Raw genomic sequence first — 14380 nt, forward strand, 5'->3', positions numbered from 1 at the left:
ATCAATATGAGTAGAAAATATTTTGGCACTGATGGCATTCGCGGCACCGTGGGGCAGGCGCCCATCACACCGGATTTCGTGTTGCGTCTGGCGCATGCCGTGGGGCGGGTGCTCAAAAAAGTCGAAACCCGTCCAACCGTTCTCATCGGCAAGGACACGCGAATCTCCGGTTACATGCTTGAGAGTGCGCTGGAGAGTGGGTTTAATTCTGCCGGTGTGGACGTGGTGTTGCTTGGCCCGCTGCCAACGCCGGGTGTGGCCTACCTCACGCGTGCACAGCGAGCCTCGCTTGGTGTGGTTATCAGCGCCAGTCACAACCCGTTTGCTGACAACGGGATCAAGTTCTTCAGTGCCAACGGCACCAAGCTGCCCGATGCCTGGGAGCGTGATGTGGAAGCCGCTCTGGACGAGGCGCCAGTGTGGGCGGACTCCGCCAGCTTGGGCCGAACCCGTCGCCTTGAGGATGCAGCAGGCCGGTACATTGAGTTCTGCAAAAGCACATTTGCCAATGACCTCACTCTCAAGGGTGTGAAGATCGTGGTCGATGGTGCCCATGGTGCGGCTTACCAGGTGGCTCCCAAGGTGTTTCATGAACTGGGCGCAGAGGTGATCTCCATTGGCTGTGCTCCCGATGGTCTGAATATCAATCACGAGGTAGGTGCTACACACCCGCAGGCCCTGGTGGCGGCCGTTAAGGCGCATGGCGCCGACTACGGCATTGCATTGGATGGCGATGCGGATCGGTTGCAGCTGGTCGATGCGCAAGGCCGTTTATTCAATGGCGATGAGATCCTGTACCTGATGGTGAAAGAGCGTTTGTCACGTGGCGGCGCGGCTGTCAGCAAGCGCAACGGGGAAGCGGTTCCCGGCGTCGTGGGCACGCTCATGACCAATATGGCGATAGAGCTTGCACTCAAGGCCAAAGGTGTTGAGCTGGTGCGTGCCAAGGTGGGTGACCGCTATGTCCTGGAAGAACTGGAGCAACGCGGTTGGCTGTTGGGCGGCGAAGGATCGGGCCACTTGCTGGCATTGGACAAGCACACTACCGGCGATGGCCTGGTGTCGGCGCTTCAGGTGTTACAGGCCTGCATGCGTAGCCGTCTGACGCTGGCTGAACTGCTGGCAGATGTCACGCTGTTCCCGCAGATACTGATCAACGTTCGCCTGCAGCCGGGTCAGGACTGGAAGGCCAGCCCCAACCTGGCCGATGCCACGAAGGCCGTGGAAGTCGAACTGGGCGAAACCGGCCGCGTGTTGATCCGTGCCAGCGGCACCGAGCCGCTGGTGCGGGTCATGGTAGAGGCACGTGATGCAGACCAGGCCCGGGCCTGTGCCCAGCGGATTGCGGACACATTGCTTGCCTGATATCCGTACTGGATGCCATCTGTCTTATTTCGCCCCATCAATGATCCAGTGAATCAGGAGGAGGGCGCTTTCCTGGCTCAGTTGCTCGTGCGCGTTGATTCCACCTACGAGATGGCCTTCGCGCAGCTTGCTTGCGAGCTTGGAAGCAGCATCCGTTTGACCCTGGTATTTGGCATACTTTGCAGCCAGGTGTTCAAAGGTTGGAAGGCCTGTTTTCTGCGCACTGCCATGGCATGAATAACAACCTTTTTCCAATGCCAGCAGTTCACTCGCCTGGCCAACTGAGGTCAAAGCAAGGCCAACCGAACAGGCTTGGAGCAGGGAGACTGCGATGGTTGCGATTGAGCTCGTACGTGGGTGATTCATTGTGAAAGTCCTTGAGAGATCGATGCGAAGACGCGGGAAGGCTGTTGTCGTCAGAGTGGCCGGGTGACGTCCATCTCTGAGAGGAAATTGGCCACATCGTCGATTTGCGGCACTACGACGACGGGCGAAAACCCGCCACCGGACGTCCGGAAGTTGGTGGTTTGCCCCTGGTAGGTGCGAGCCGCCAGCAATTGAATCTGCCCGGCGTAGGTGTAGGCGCGGATGTCAAATTTCAGATCGGTTTGTACGCCATCCACCATCACCATGCGCGTGGATGGCGGTACCAGTGCCTGGGCGATATAGTCGCCCGCCAGAATCTCGTCCCATACACGGCGTGTCAGCTTGTCTCCGCGGTAAACCGCACGGGCACCGAAACCAGCCATCGGTTTGAAAAAGAAATGGCGGCGCTGCGCCCAAAGGGCTTCTGCGTTTTCGCGGGTGACAAGTTGGGTTGCCGGCACGGCGTTTGCCAGGACGTTACGATCCGCAGCGCTGACTCCCCATGTCGCGAGCAAGGGATCGTTGCTCAAAGTCACCAGATTGCGTTTGTCCGCCAGCAAGGCATGTGCTCGGGGATGGGGTGTGAGCACGGTTGCGCCGGCGGTATAGGCGTGGCGCAGGGCCTCATGGGCCGTATCACTCAGGTAGAAATCGGTGAGGCGGTTGTAAACCATGTCAACAGCCTGATCGCCGTGCCACAGACTGCCATCGCGCCACGCAAGTTCTTGCGGGTCGGCAATGAAAGCGTGGATGCCTCGACTGACGAACATGTTCCGAAAGAGTTCGAATTCAGGTGCCAGGTATTGGGACTGTGGGTCATCGTCCACGATTGCAACCGTCCGCAGCGTTTGTTCACCGCGCTGAGTACGCCACTCGGTCAGAAACATCTCGAAGAAGGTTTGTTCCAGTGTGGCCAGTGGTGCCAGTTCGAGGGTGTTGGCTGTGAAAGTCTTGCCCATTAACTCGCAGCACGAGTGCTGTGCGCGCGCCAGTATCGAATTGAGCAGGGCTCCGCCCGCATTGGTATTGATTTCGATCAACCGCGGTCCGTCCGCATTGACGTGAAAGTCGTACCCCATGTGGACCCCTGCGGGGCCGAATGGATGCTGTGCGATGGCCGGTGCCCGCTCCAATGCCTTCGCCTGGTAGAGGTGCAGGTGTGCTACCCGTTCAATGGCTGACACGGCGGCCACGATGGCATCGTAGGTGGCGCGGGAGATGAATACAACCGTAGAGGAAAACAGGTGGGGACGGGTCTGCGAAATGCTTTGTGCCAAGCCGACCAATGTCGGATCACTCTCGAGTTGCGCGTACAGACGTTGCGAATCGAGCGTGCGGCAGATGCAAGCCTTGTTCAGGGTTTCGGCGTAGTTCATTCAGAAGTTTCCATCGTTTTGTATGCTACAGGTCGTGCCCTCGCAGCAGTGCTGCGTCAGATAATTCATCAGGTGGGACATCTGCGCAAAGCTGGCCCGGTAAATCAGGTTGCGTCCCCGGGGTTCACAACTGACCAGACCCGCGTGCATGAGCTCCTTGAGGTGAAATGACAGCGCGCTTGGAGACGTCCTCAACTGCTCTGCAATGATCCCGGGTGTCAGGCCGTCGGGACCGGCAACCACCAAGGCCCGGAAGGTTCGAAGGCGTTGGGCCTGGGCCAGTGCGGCCAGGGACTTCACCGCCACGCTTTCGTCAATTTGAATCAAATCCGTATTCATATTTCAATAATACATGAAATATTAAAATATATTGAGAGTTTGCCAATTTTCTTCAGCATCGCCGTCATACGGCGATGCTGCGTGTCACAAAAACTTCATGGGAGTGCAACGTCGTCGTCATGAAAGATTGCGACCATTCGGGCAGACAACAAAAGGAGAAAGCCATGAAAGAACTGCCCAACCCCACATTCCCCCTGTCACTCGTTTCCTTGCGCAAGAGGCCTGAGCATGGCCACCACCCGGCCCTTGGTAGTGCTGCCCAACCGCTTGCACCCAAGCTTGAGCGAGGTGGATTGACCGTCTCCTGGGCCCGCCATACCGACGAAGTGCGCCAGGCGCAGCGCCTGAGGTTCAAGGTGTTCGCCGAAGAAATGGGTGCCCGATTGGACACCACTTCACCCGGGCACGATGTTGATTTGTTTGACAACTACTGCGAGCACTTGCTGGTGCGGGATGCCATCTCCAAAGAGGTGGTGGGCACCTACCGCGTGCTCACGCCGGTGCAGGCCAAGCGCGTGGGCAGCACCTACAGTGACCTTGAGTTTGACCTGACGCGCTTGCGCAGTCTGCGTGAGCGCATGGTGGAACTGGGACGAAGCTGCGTGCACCCGGACTACCGCAATGGTGGGGTCATCATGGCGTTGTGGGGGGCGCTTGCCGAGTTCATGGTGCGCAACAAGCTCGACACCATGATTGGCTGTGCCAGCATTCCCATGCTGCACAACGGCATTGTCAGCGGCGACGTGGCGGCCAGCATCTGGCAGCAACTCAAGGCAAACCATCTGGCGCCCATCGAGCACCATGTGCATCCGCGTTTGCCTCTACCGGTAGAGCAACTCGACGGCAGCCTGGTGGTGGAGGCTCCGGCACTGATCAAAGGCTATTTGCGACTGGGTGCCAAGATTCTGGGCGCACCGGCTTGGGACCCGGATTTCAATACAGCCGACCTTCCCATGATGATGCGCATCGGCGATTTGCCAATGCGTTATCGCAAACACTTTCTGGGGAGCTGATCCACGCGGATCCAGGCAGATGCACGCCAAGCTTCCAGAGTTGCTTGCCTTGCAACGCATTATTGAGTTAGGCGCTGACCAGCTTGAAACACGTGTCGCCTGCAATGTCAATCTTGCGGACGGCAGCTCATGCCCTGTGTATGTCATCACCCTTGGAAATCCGGATATGGACGTGCCGGCGGTGGGATATTTCGGCGGAGTCCATGGCCTTGAGCGAATCGGGGCGGGCGTCGTCATTGCCTATCTGCAAAGTCTGGTTATGCGCCTTCAATGGGACAGCACGCTTCGCAAGCAACTGGAGTCCTTGCGAATGGTCTTCATGCCCATCGTGAATCCGGGTGGTATGGCGGTGGGCACGCGGGCCAATCCCAATGGGGTCGATTTGATGCGCAATGCGCCGGTGGAGGCGCGTGAGTCCGTCCCTTTTCTGATTGGTGGACAGCGCTTGAGTGCCGTGCTGCCCTGGTACCGGGGGGTAGAAGGTGCACCCATGGAGACAGAGAGCCAGGCGGTATGCGATGTGGTGACAAAGGAGCTGCTATCGAGGAGGTTCAGCATGTGTCTGGACTGCCATTCAGGCTTTGGCGCAAGTGATCGCATCTGGTTTCCCTATGCCCATACCCGTGCGCCTATTACGCACCTTGCAGAAATGCATGCGCTCAAGAACATCTTCACGCAGTCGCACAGCTATCACCGCTACACCATTGAGCCGCAGAGTCTTCAATACCTGGCCCATGGCGATTTATGGGACTACTTGTATCTGAAGTCTTGTGCGCAGCCACAACGCACATTTTTGCCACTGACGCTGGAGATGGGCTCCTGGCTTTGGGTGAAGAAAAACCCGCGCCAGCTTTTCTCTCGCCATGGAATCTTCAATCCCCTGATTGAGCACCGGCAGCAGCGCGTGCTTCGTCAGCATCAGCTGCTTCTGGATTTTTTGTCGCGCGCTGCCAGTGGTCATCATCTCTGGCTGCCCGGCGTCGAGGCTCGTGCCGGCTACCACGCGCAGGCTTTGCAGGATTGGTACTGAGCGCGCTGTGTTTGTCATGGCGCGGACATATCGAACTTCTACGATACCTCGGGTTTTCCCTTGGTATTTCAAACATACATTTTTCGTGCGGAGCAAAGGCAATGACATACATGAGACGGTGGACAGGTTCCAGGACAAGCGGCTCCTTTTCGCAACGGATTCTGGGCGTATTTTTATTGGTGCTTGGGGTTGCGCTCATCGGATCTGCACTGGGCGTTCTATCTCTGCTGCGTGTGTCGGATGAGACCGGCCGGATGGTTGATGAAACGATGGTGAATGAACGGGTCGCAGGTGATTTGTATCGTCATATTTCGGTCAATGTGGCCCGTTCCAAAGCGTTTGCGTTGAGTTCAGAGCCCCAGGTTGGGGATGCGCTCTTACCAGAGATCAATCAAACCACCGTGCTGGTAGACCAGCTTTTGCGTAAGCTGGGATCAATGCTGACCACGCCCGAGGAGCAGGCGATCTTTCGCAATATGTTGGAGGCCAACAACGAGTTCTTGAAGGCAAGACAGGAATTGACGATCGCCCGCGACGGTGGCTTGACATCGAATATTGAACGCGTCTACGCAAGCCGCTTTGCGCCGGCGGCGCAGCTCTTGTTGACGACCGTCACGCGGCTGGGTGATTCCCAGCGAGCCAAGATTGATGCCGCCGCAGTTCAGATCAATGAATTGAGTTTGTCGGCGCGGCAGGGGCTGATTGCATTTGGCATGTGCGCATTGCTGCTGGGTGGTGTGTTGTCGATCTGGCTTGTTCGTGGCATTACGCGACCCATACAGAAGGCGGTGGACACGGCAAATCGGGTGGCGGCACTGGACCTGACGGAACAAATCGAAGGCCATGAACGCGACGAGGCTGGACGCTTGCTGGGCGCATTGGGGCGGATGCAGGAGTCCTTGCATGCCATGGTGTCCCAGGTACAGGGTGCCAGCCACAATGTGGCTAACGGTGCCAAGGAAATCGCGCAGGGCAATCTCGATACGTCAAGCCGAACCGAGCTGACGGCCTCTTTTCTGCAGCAGACGGCTGCTGCCGTGGAAGAGATTGCGGTGACCATGCACCATTCGCTGGATGCCGCATCCCGTGGGGAGGCCCTGGCCAAGACCGCAGCCCAGGATGCTGCCAGTGGCAGTTCGGCGATGTTCGATGTCATGCAAATGATGAGAGACATGAGCGAGGCGTCACGACGGGTGGTGGACATCACGGCTGTGATTGACGGGATTGCCTTTCAGACCAATATCCTGGCGTTGAATGCAGCCATTGAAGCCGCTCACGCAGGGACTCATGGACAAGGCTTTGCCGTTGTTGCGGCGGAAGTTCGGATGCTGGCCGGTCGCTCGGCAGCAGCGGCCATGCAAATAAAGAAGTTGATAGGGGCCTCTGCAGAGAAGGTGGACCAGGGGTTCATCAAGGTCGACCAGGCGCGCCACGCCATGTCTGCCATTGTTGACTCGGTGGATCGTGTGGTTCACGCCATTGGCGAAATTACAGCAGACACCAGTGGAACCAGCACGGGGATCTCAAGCATCAATGCGGCTGTGAATCGTCTGGATGAGATGACGCAGGAAAATTCCGCTGTGGTTGAGCAATCGGCAGCTACGGCGCAAACGCTGCAGGCGCAGGCGGGTGAGCTGCGCGATATGACCAGTCGGTTTCGCCTGCCGCATCTGGCCCTTGCCTTGCGGTGATTCGACCTATCAACGCCGCTCCAACATCAAAGGTGATTTCAATGAAAAAAATCCGGGTGCTTCATGCGTGCGGTCTTTGATGCCATAGGTTCGTGGCCAGGCAGTGCTGTGGCCGATGAGGTCAACGATGATGATTCTGATGGCAATCGATTCCGCGCCATTTTCATTTCTGATTTGCATCTGGGCACACCCGGTTGCCAAGCAAGTGCCTTGCTGGATTTCCTGAAATCACATCCGAGTGATTACTTGTATCTGGTGGGTGATATTGTGGATGGCTGGCAGCTTCGCCGAAGGTGGTTCTGGCCTCAGTCCCACAATGATGTGGTTCAAAAGCTGCTGCGTCGAGCGCGCAAGGGCTGCCGCATCATTTATGTGCCAGGCAATCACGATGAATTCGCACGTGGATTCATTGGGCACCAGTTTGGTGGCGTCGAGGTGGTCGAAGACGCGGTTCACACCACGGCTGACGGCCGCGAGCTGTGGGTAACGCATGGTGACTATTTTGATGGTGTCATCCAGTGTGCCAAGTGGCTGGCGTACCTGGGCGACAACTTGTACGAGTTCACATTGAAGCTCAATAGATACCTCAATCACTTGCGTGCCCGCTTCGGCTTGCCGTATTGGTCGTTTTCGGCTTACTTGAAGCACAAGGTCAAGAAGGCGCTGAACTATGTGACTGATTTCGAGGTCGCCGTTGCGAATGAAGCAAGGCGCCGAGGTCATCACGGCGTTGTGTGTGGACATATTCATCGTGCCGAAATGCGTGACATCAACGGAACGTTGTACTGCAACGATGGTGACTGGGTTGAAAGTCGCACAGCCCTGGTCGAACATGTGGATGGCCGGCTGGAGCTCGTGCAGTGGGCATCGTTCTCCGAATCACGGGGAAATGTTGATACCGCTGCCGCTGCCACTCGTTGAATGGCCATGAGTGGGCAATCAAGGGGGCGACGAAGAGGTTTGAATCAATTTTTTTTGGAGTATTTACATTCATGCATATAGTTGGGCGGAAGACGGTGATGGAAGATTTTGGAACCAAGCCTTCCCCAGTTGATATTAAAAAATGCAGCGTGATGCATGCCGGTGTTATGCCAATTGGCCGGGGCTCGATGGCGGTTCAGAATGGAAAGGGGCCACTTGCCAACCTGATGCGTGGCGATGGTTTGTATCCGGTGTTTCAGCCCATTGTGGCGTTGTGTGATGGCTCAATTTATTCGCATGAGGCATTGATTCGGGGGCCTATGGGCACGGCACTTGCGGGGCCGGATGCCCTGTTGTCGGCCGCAGCACGTGAGGGTATGAATTTTGAGTTTGAAAACGTTTGTGTTGCCGTAGCGCTTAAACGCTGGGGAAATTTGGGTCAGTCCGGGCGTCTGTTCGTGAATGTCAGTGCGGCTGTGCTGGTTCAATGTCTGACCCACTTCGGGCGTGATGCACTGCTCCAGCTTGTCCTTGGCTTTGGCGTATTGCCCCGCATGTTGGTCTTGGAGATTACCGAGTATGAGCGGGTCGAAGACATGGATGCTTTGGCGAACGTTGTGAGCGATATTCGCAGTGCGGGTGTGGCTCTCGCATTGGATGATTTTGGAGACGGTCGCTCTAGCCTGCGACTCTGGGCGCAGCTCAAACCTGAGATCGTCAAAATCGACAAGTACTTTACGAAGGACATCAGTCAGCACGCTGACAAACTCAAAACGATACAAGCGCTGCAGCAAATTGCCAGCATTTTTAATACGGAACTGGTGGCAGAGGGCATTGAAACAGAGGCCGATTTGCGTGTTTTACGCGACCTGGGCATTACCTATGGGCAAGGCTATCTGCTTGGGCGTCCGGCTGCGCAACCACGCGAGCAGATCGAGACAGTTGCCCTGAATGTCATGCGGGATCCTCGTGTCGCGGTGTTTCCTGAATTGACCCGTGCCAGTCAAATCGGCCAAATCCGTCGCTCTGCGGTGATTGAGGCGCCTTGTGTGGGCTTGACCACCACCAACAATGAATTGGCCGCACTCTTTTTGAATCACAAGGATTTGCATGGCCTGGCTGTTGTGGACGGAACCCGGCCTGTGGGAATCATCAATCGCTCACGGTTCATGAACGAGTACAGCAAGTTGTATTACCGCGAAGTTTCAGGTCGGAAAACCTGTTTAAAACATGTCAATTTTGAACCAAGATTGGTAGAACGTGAACACAACGTGGAGGAGCTGATCGGTATTCTCACGTCAGATGATCAACGCTACCTGACAGATGGTTTCATTGTGACGCACAACGGCCGATACATAGGATTGGGAACCGGGGACCAACTCGTCCGTTCGGTGACCGAAAAACGTGTGGAGGCAGCGCGTCATGCCAACCCGTTGACCTTCCTTCCTGGCAATGTTCCCATCAGTCTTCATATTGAGCGACTCCTCAAAAGCGGTGTTGAATTTGTCGCCTGTTACGCTGATTTGAACAATTTCAAACCGTTCAATGACCAATACGGTTACTGGCGCGGAGATGAAATGATTCGTCTCGTGGCAAGGCTGGCCTTGTCCCACTGTGACCCGCAGCGCGATTTCGTGGGGCATGTTGGCGGTGATGACTTCATCATCCTGTACCAGAGTGACGATTGGCAACTGCAGTGCGAGAAGATTGTCAATGAGTTCGCCAGTTGTGCGATCGATCTCTTTGACAGTTCAGCTCGGGAGGCCGGGGGTATCCATGCCGAGGACCGCCACGGTGTATCGAGATTCTTCCCCTTGACGACGATTTCAATCGGCGCCGTCAAGATCAATCGTGATGACTATTTCAACGCTGAGCAGGTGGCGTCAGCGGCTGCGCGGGCCAAACATGATGCCAAGATTCATGGCGCAGGCTTGCTTATCCGGGATGTCTCAGATTTCAGCTGTCGGTAATTTCAGGGTCAGAAAAACCTGACCCCGCTCATGCCCATTCTGGCGACTCACGCTAAGAGTTCCATGTACCGTGACCAGTCCGTGGACATGCGGTATGGCAGCGTTCTCCTGAGTACCATCCAGGTAAATCACCACCATGGATGGGAGCGCGGTCTCAAGCCGCTCTGCAGCGTTTGCATGCATTTTCAGTGGGCGTGACGCCAGTCTGAAGCGACCCGGCGTGGGAGCATCCTCCTGGACCATGTAGCCGACCAGCCGAACGTTCTGTCCATTTGCCTTTTTCAGCGTATCGCTGATTTCCAGTTCTGTTGAACCCGAAGGTGTCTGGAAGAAATCTCGAAAACGCAATTCCATGGCGGCTCGTGGTGCGACGGGTGCAAACGCCTGTGCCTGCGCTGCACCCATCCACAACGACGCTGTGGTTGCCAGTATCAGGCGCAAGGGGGTCGTGAAGCCGGCATGACGGTTTGTATCGAACGGCAGTCGAAATTGAATACTCATGGCGTGGCAGTCTTGGTAGAACTGGTTGTGTTGACGATGACAACCACTAGCGTACGAGGACTCTGTGACGCCGTTATGACGGTCTACGAATCACCGTAGCCTTGAAATTCAAAATCCCGAAAGAGTCAGGGACCATGGGGTCTTTTGCCAGGCAAGAACCTCTTCCTGCAATAGGTGGGCCGATTGTGGGAATGTCTGAGCCCATCCGGGACGACAGCTCAGGACGAAATTGCTTTCGCCTTTGATGTCGCAGCCCAACTGAATGCCACGTAAATCAGGCTCTTGTCGAGCATGGCAAAAAATGACCGCCAGTCGCAGAGCCAGCAATTGTTGAAAAAATGCCTTGTCCCCGAACTGCGCTTCCAGCTTGCGCAACTTCCCCCGGTGACCCAACACCAGTTGGCTTAGCCTGTGGGTTTCGGTCAGGGCAAAGCCCAAGGTGTCGGCATTGTCCAGAATATAGGCGCCGTGTTTATGGTAACTGTCGTGTGAGATTTGGCTGCCGATTTCATGCAATTGCGCAGCCCAGTTCAATTTGCGGCTCAACTGTTCGTTCTCTGCCTTCCGCGACATTGGTACCGTGGTCTGAAGCTGGGCAAACAGCAAGGTGGCGACTTTGCCGACGCGTGTGCCATGAGCCGGGTCAGCGCCGAATTTGGCGACGAGACCTTGCACTGATTTGGAGCGAACGTCGGTTTGGTCATGCGTACTGCCCATCAGATCAAAGATCAGGCCGTGTCGCAAGCCACCTGTGGCCTGTTGCATGTGGTCTATTTGAAGCAGATCAAAAATCGCACGCAAGACGCTCAAGCCACCACCGATGATGGCGCGTCGGTCGTCCCGCATGCCTGCAAGGCGAATGCGATCGGCACTTTGCGCGGCGAGCAGTTTATCGAGTAGCCAATCCAGGCCTTCCCGGCTCACAGAGCCCGCGGGCCAGCCGGCTGCGGCCAGCACATCGCCGACTGCACCCACCGTACCCGCTGAGCCGTAAGCGACATCCCAGGCATCGCGTCGATAGGCCTGGAGCGCTTCATCCAGAACCGCTTTGGCCGCGATCTCCGCCATTTGAAATGCGTTCGCAGTGAATTGACGGTCGGGAAAATAGCGGGTCGACCAGGCAATGCTGCCCACGCGAAAGGACTCCATCAGCTTGGGTTCAAAGCCCTGGCCCAGGATGAGCTCGGTCGATCGACCACCGATGTCAATCACCAGGCGCCGTTCATTGCCATTGGGCAACGCGCGGGCCACTCCCTGGTAGATCAGCCGCGCCTCTTCCAGCCCGGAAATGACATCGATTGGAAATCCCAGCATGTCATTGGCCCGCGCCAGAAATTCATCGCGATTGCGTGCCTCCCTCAAGGTCTGGGTTGCCACGGCACGGACTTCGACGCTATTGAATCCAGCCAGACGTTCGCCAAACCTGGCCAGGCATTCCCAACCACGCTGCATTGCTTCGGGTGTCAGATTGCGATCCTCGTCGAGTCCACTGCCCTGGCGAACAGTTTCCTTCAGGTATTCCGTACGGTAGTACTGGCCGTGATCAATGCGTCCAATTTCAAGACGAAAACTGTTTGAGCCCAAATCGACGGCGGCCAGGCGAGTTCCATTTTCCATTGCTGTATTTTTTTGTTGTTCGTGGTTCAGCATAGCATTCGGCGGCGATTCGTAAAGTCGCATGTTTCTTTCATCCCACAAGCCGTCCATCGCGGCCGATCATGCTTGAGGTCACATAGGAGCCACTGCGTCTTTGCCCATTGAAGCTGACACGAAATCCATTTAGATCAACAGATTGGCGCTGCTGGAATTTTTTCAGTGCGCTTTGCCGCGTTAAAGGGCCTTCGATGGTATGGAGCACTGCACCTGTGTACTGCGCGGCAATGTAGCCGGCCAGACTTTGAGGTGTGGGGGGTTCGTCAAAATAGCGGGCCAGTGCTTCGCGAAACGTCTTCACCAGCAAAATGGGCGAGTTCACCAAGGGCACAAACTGCGTCGCCGTGATGGATGTATGACGCGTCACGGCCATTTGTGTCACTGTTTGCAGGTTAACCTCAGCCATGGCAATGACGAAGCGTTGTTGGGCCTGTGCTTCAAGGCCCTGAAGAAACAGCACCAGTTCAGGTGTGCCGCCCAGAAACAGAAGGATACGCGGGGTATCGGGGCTTAGCTTTCTGCCAAGTTGAGCCAAGTCATTCGTTGTCTTGAAAGACTTCAGCTTGATCTTCAAGGCCAAACCGGTGCGTTCAAGCTCATCTTTGTAAAGAGCGTATTCCTGCTCGGATGCGTAGACGGCGCCAACTTCCGACACGCTCATCACGGACAGCGATTTCAGCGCCTGGGCAATCTGTGTCTGGCGGGATGCAAAGATCGGAAAAGTGGACTCATCCCCTTCGAGGTCCGAGTCTTGTAGCCAGGGCGCAACGTGTGCCAGATTGATGGACTCCTGGCGAAGCAGGGGCAGCAACTGATTTGTAGCGCGGTCGCCCGCAGTGCCGGACAGTGCAATGCAGTTTGGCGTTCGCTTCACGGCCTCAAGGGCTCTGCGCAGGCTTTCTGCGCTGCCGTCGACTTCCAGAACCATGTGTTTGATGTGGCTGCTGTTGACGCCACCCTTGGCATTCATGTCCTGCCAGGCCACGCGGGACCCAACCAGGAAGTCCCTGGAGACATCGAGTTGCCCGGTACTGGTGTCAATGATCTGGGCGACCACTGCAGTGCGCTCGCCGCCGTGGGAGCGTGCAGTCTGGGCCCATACCGGCAACGATGCGCTCGCGGCGAGGCCGACGGCGCTTTGCAAAATGTTGCGACGGCTTGGAGTTGACGGGAATCGTGTCATTTGTTTGCAAAATTGATTCAATAGATATCCGGCACCAATATTTCCTGGGGCACGGGATGGCGAACGTAATCCTCATTGCGTTCGCGTGGCGGCAGCACAATGGCCGGGTGTTCGATTTCGCCGTAAGGGATCTGGCCCAGAAGGTGGTGAATGCAGTTGAGCCGGGCTTTCTTCTTGTCAACGGCTTGTACAACCCACCATGGTGCATCCGGGGTATGGGTTCGCTCCAGCATGACTTCTTTGGCCTTGGTGTACTCCTCCCACCGGCGGCGCGATTCAAGATCCATGGGGCTGAGCTTCCACTGTTTGAGCGGGTCATGGATTCGGCCCAGGAAGCGCAGGTGCTGTTCCTCGTCGGAGATGGAAAACCAGTACTTGATCAACTGGATGCCAGAGCGCACCAGCATTCTTTCAAACTCCGGAACAGACCGGAAGAATTCTTCGTATTCCTCATCTGAGCAAAATCCCATGACCCGTTCAACGCCAGCGCGGTTGTACCAGCTCCTGTCAAAAAGTACGATTTCTCCGGCACCCGGCAGGTGAGATACATAGCGCTGAAAATACCACTGGGTTTTTTCACGGTCATTGGGCGCTGGCAGTGCCGCGACCCGGCACACACGTGGATTGAGCCGCTGCGTGATGCGTTTGATCACACCGCCCTTGCCGGCAGCATCGCGACCTTCAAACAGGATGACCACCTTGTGGCCTGTTTTGACCACCCAGTCCTGCAGTTTGACCAGTTCGGCCTGCATTCGGAACAATTCACGGAAGTACTGGCGGCGGCTCGCCTGATAGTGCCCTGGCGTGTCGCCCCCGCTGTCTTGTGTCAGTTGCTCAAGTCTGCAGTCCTCCAGCTCCAGTTCAAGCTCTTCATCGTAGCTGTCCACCAGATCGCGTCTTATGCGCTGGACCAGATCGTCTTCATTTGCGTTCAAATTGCACTCCAGCGGTGACGTTTCATACAGTTTGTCA

General features: G+C 56.3%; 13 protein-coding genes. 7 read left to right on the forward strand and 6 right to left on the reverse strand.

Features of this window, described 5'->3' with window-relative positions; all coding sequences use genetic code 11:
- The first annotated feature begins 6 nt into the window (after window positions 1-6).
- A complete protein-coding gene (gene glmM / locus IV109_RS08045; protein ID WP_296694696.1) occupies window positions 7-1365 on the forward strand; it encodes a phosphoglucosamine mutase in 1359 nt (452 codons plus the stop codon).
- 12 nt (window positions 1366-1377) lie between these two features.
- Window positions 1378-1602, forward strand: coding sequence for a hypothetical protein (locus IV109_RS08050; protein WP_296694698.1), 225 nt, complete (start codon window positions 1378-1380; stop codon window positions 1600-1602).
- A gap of 179 nt (window positions 1603-1781) precedes the next feature.
- Here the strand turns inward: IV109_RS08050 and IV109_RS08055 are convergent, their stop codons facing one another.
- Together IV109_RS08055 and IV109_RS08060 are read right to left on the reverse strand one after the other, a co-directional pair.
- On the reverse strand, window positions 1782-3107 hold the full coding sequence (locus IV109_RS08055; protein ID WP_296694699.1) for a hypothetical protein: 1326 nt from the start codon (window positions 3105-3107) through the stop codon (window positions 1782-1784).
- The gene (locus tag IV109_RS08060) at window positions 3108-3446 is read right to left on the reverse strand and encodes a helix-turn-helix domain-containing protein (protein WP_296694701.1); all 339 of its coding nucleotides are present in this window, start codon (window positions 3444-3446) and stop codon (window positions 3108-3110) included.
- Window positions 3447-3610: 164 nt separating this feature from the next.
- Between IV109_RS08060 and IV109_RS08065 the strand changes: the two genes are divergently transcribed.
- The 5 genes from IV109_RS08065 to IV109_RS08085 all read left to right on the forward strand — a co-directional run bounded on the left by IV109_RS08065 (window position 3611) and on the right by IV109_RS08085 (window position 10071).
- Window positions 3611-4459 (forward strand): GNAT family N-acyltransferase, encoded by an 849-nt coding sequence (locus tag IV109_RS08065; RefSeq protein WP_296694703.1) that lies wholly within the window; start codon window positions 3611-3613, stop codon window positions 4457-4459.
- A gap of 19 nt (window positions 4460-4478) precedes the next feature.
- Window positions 4479-5489 (forward strand): M14 family zinc carboxypeptidase, encoded by a 1011-nt coding sequence (locus tag IV109_RS08070; protein WP_296694705.1) that lies wholly within the window; start codon window positions 4479-4481, stop codon window positions 5487-5489.
- Window positions 5490-5599: 110 nt separating this feature from the next.
- Window positions 5600-7180, forward strand: a complete 1581-nt coding sequence (locus IV109_RS08075) for a methyl-accepting chemotaxis protein (RefSeq protein WP_296694707.1) — start codon at window positions 5600-5602, stop codon at window positions 7178-7180.
- 63 nt (window positions 7181-7243) lie between these two features.
- Window positions 7244-8101: a UDP-2,3-diacylglucosamine diphosphatase gene (locus tag IV109_RS08080; RefSeq protein ID WP_296694709.1), complete on the forward strand. Its 858-nt coding sequence runs from the start codon at window positions 7244-7246 to the stop codon at window positions 8099-8101.
- Window positions 8098-10071: a phosphodiesterase gene (locus IV109_RS08085; RefSeq protein ID WP_366834229.1), complete on the forward strand. Its 1974-nt coding sequence runs from the start codon at window positions 8098-8100 to the stop codon at window positions 10069-10071. Before IV109_RS08080 ends, IV109_RS08085 begins: the two co-directional genes overlap by 4 nt.
- Here IV109_RS08085 and IV109_RS08090 read toward each other — a convergent pair.
- From IV109_RS08090 to ppk2, 4 genes are all read right to left on the reverse strand, one after another.
- Entirely contained in the window at window positions 10051-10572 is a 522-nt protein-coding gene (locus IV109_RS08090; protein ID WP_296694712.1) for a hypothetical protein, read from the reverse strand. The two genes, IV109_RS08085 and IV109_RS08090, sit on opposite strands and share 21 nt — an antisense overlap.
- A 108-nt stretch (window positions 10573-10680) precedes the next feature.
- Window positions 10681-12189: an exopolyphosphatase gene (ppx, locus tag IV109_RS08095; RefSeq protein WP_296694714.1), complete on the reverse strand. Its 1509-nt coding sequence runs from the start codon at window positions 12187-12189 to the stop codon at window positions 10681-10683.
- 70 nt (window positions 12190-12259) lie between these two features.
- On the reverse strand, window positions 12260-13408 hold the full coding sequence (locus tag IV109_RS08100; protein WP_296694715.1) for an ABC transporter substrate-binding protein: 1149 nt from the start codon (window positions 13406-13408) through the stop codon (window positions 12260-12262).
- Between the two features lie 17 nt (window positions 13409-13425).
- Window positions 13426-14343, reverse strand: a complete 918-nt coding sequence (gene ppk2, locus IV109_RS08105; RefSeq protein WP_296694717.1) for a polyphosphate kinase 2 — start codon at window positions 14341-14343, stop codon at window positions 13426-13428.
- Between the last annotated feature and the right edge of the window lie 37 nt (window positions 14344-14380).

The sequence above is a fragment of the Rhodoferax sp. genome (genome assembly GCF_018780565.1).
Lineage (GTDB): Bacteria > Pseudomonadota > Gammaproteobacteria > Burkholderiales > Burkholderiaceae_C > Rhodoferax.

Excerpts from the sequence above, each read along its gene's own strand:
- IV109_RS08080 (WP_296694709.1), top strand. The coding sequence starts at position 7,244 with ATGCGTGCGGTCTTTGATGCCATAGGTTCGTGGCCAGGCAGTGCTGTG.
- IV109_RS08100 (WP_296694715.1), bottom strand. The coding sequence starts at position 13,408 with ATGACACGATTCCCGTCAACTCCAAGCCGTCGCAACATTTTGCAAAGC.
- ppx (WP_296694714.1), bottom strand. The coding sequence starts at position 12,189 with ATGGAAAATGGAACTCGCCTGGCCGCCGTCGATTTGGGCTCAAACAGT.
- IV109_RS08090 (WP_296694712.1), bottom strand. The coding sequence starts at position 10,572 with ATGAGTATTCAATTTCGACTGCCGTTCGATACAAACCGTCATGCCGGC.
- glmM (WP_296694696.1), top strand. The coding sequence starts at position 7 with ATGAGTAGAAAATATTTTGGCACTGATGGCATTCGCGGCACCGTGGGG.
- IV109_RS08070 (WP_296694705.1), top strand. The coding sequence starts at position 4,479 with ATGCACGCCAAGCTTCCAGAGTTGCTTGCCTTGCAACGCATTATTGAG.
- IV109_RS08050 (WP_296694698.1), top strand. The coding sequence starts at position 1,378 with ATGCCATCTGTCTTATTTCGCCCCATCAATGATCCAGTGAATCAGGAG.
- IV109_RS08055 (WP_296694699.1), bottom strand. The coding sequence starts at position 3,107 with ATGAACTACGCCGAAACCCTGAACAAGGCTTGCATCTGCCGCACGCTC.
- IV109_RS08060 (WP_296694701.1), bottom strand. The coding sequence starts at position 3,446 with ATGAATACGGATTTGATTCAAATTGACGAAAGCGTGGCGGTGAAGTCC.
- IV109_RS08075 (WP_296694707.1), top strand. The coding sequence starts at position 5,600 with ATGAGACGGTGGACAGGTTCCAGGACAAGCGGCTCCTTTTCGCAACGG.
- IV109_RS08065 (WP_296694703.1), top strand. The coding sequence starts at position 3,611 with ATGAAAGAACTGCCCAACCCCACATTCCCCCTGTCACTCGTTTCCTTG.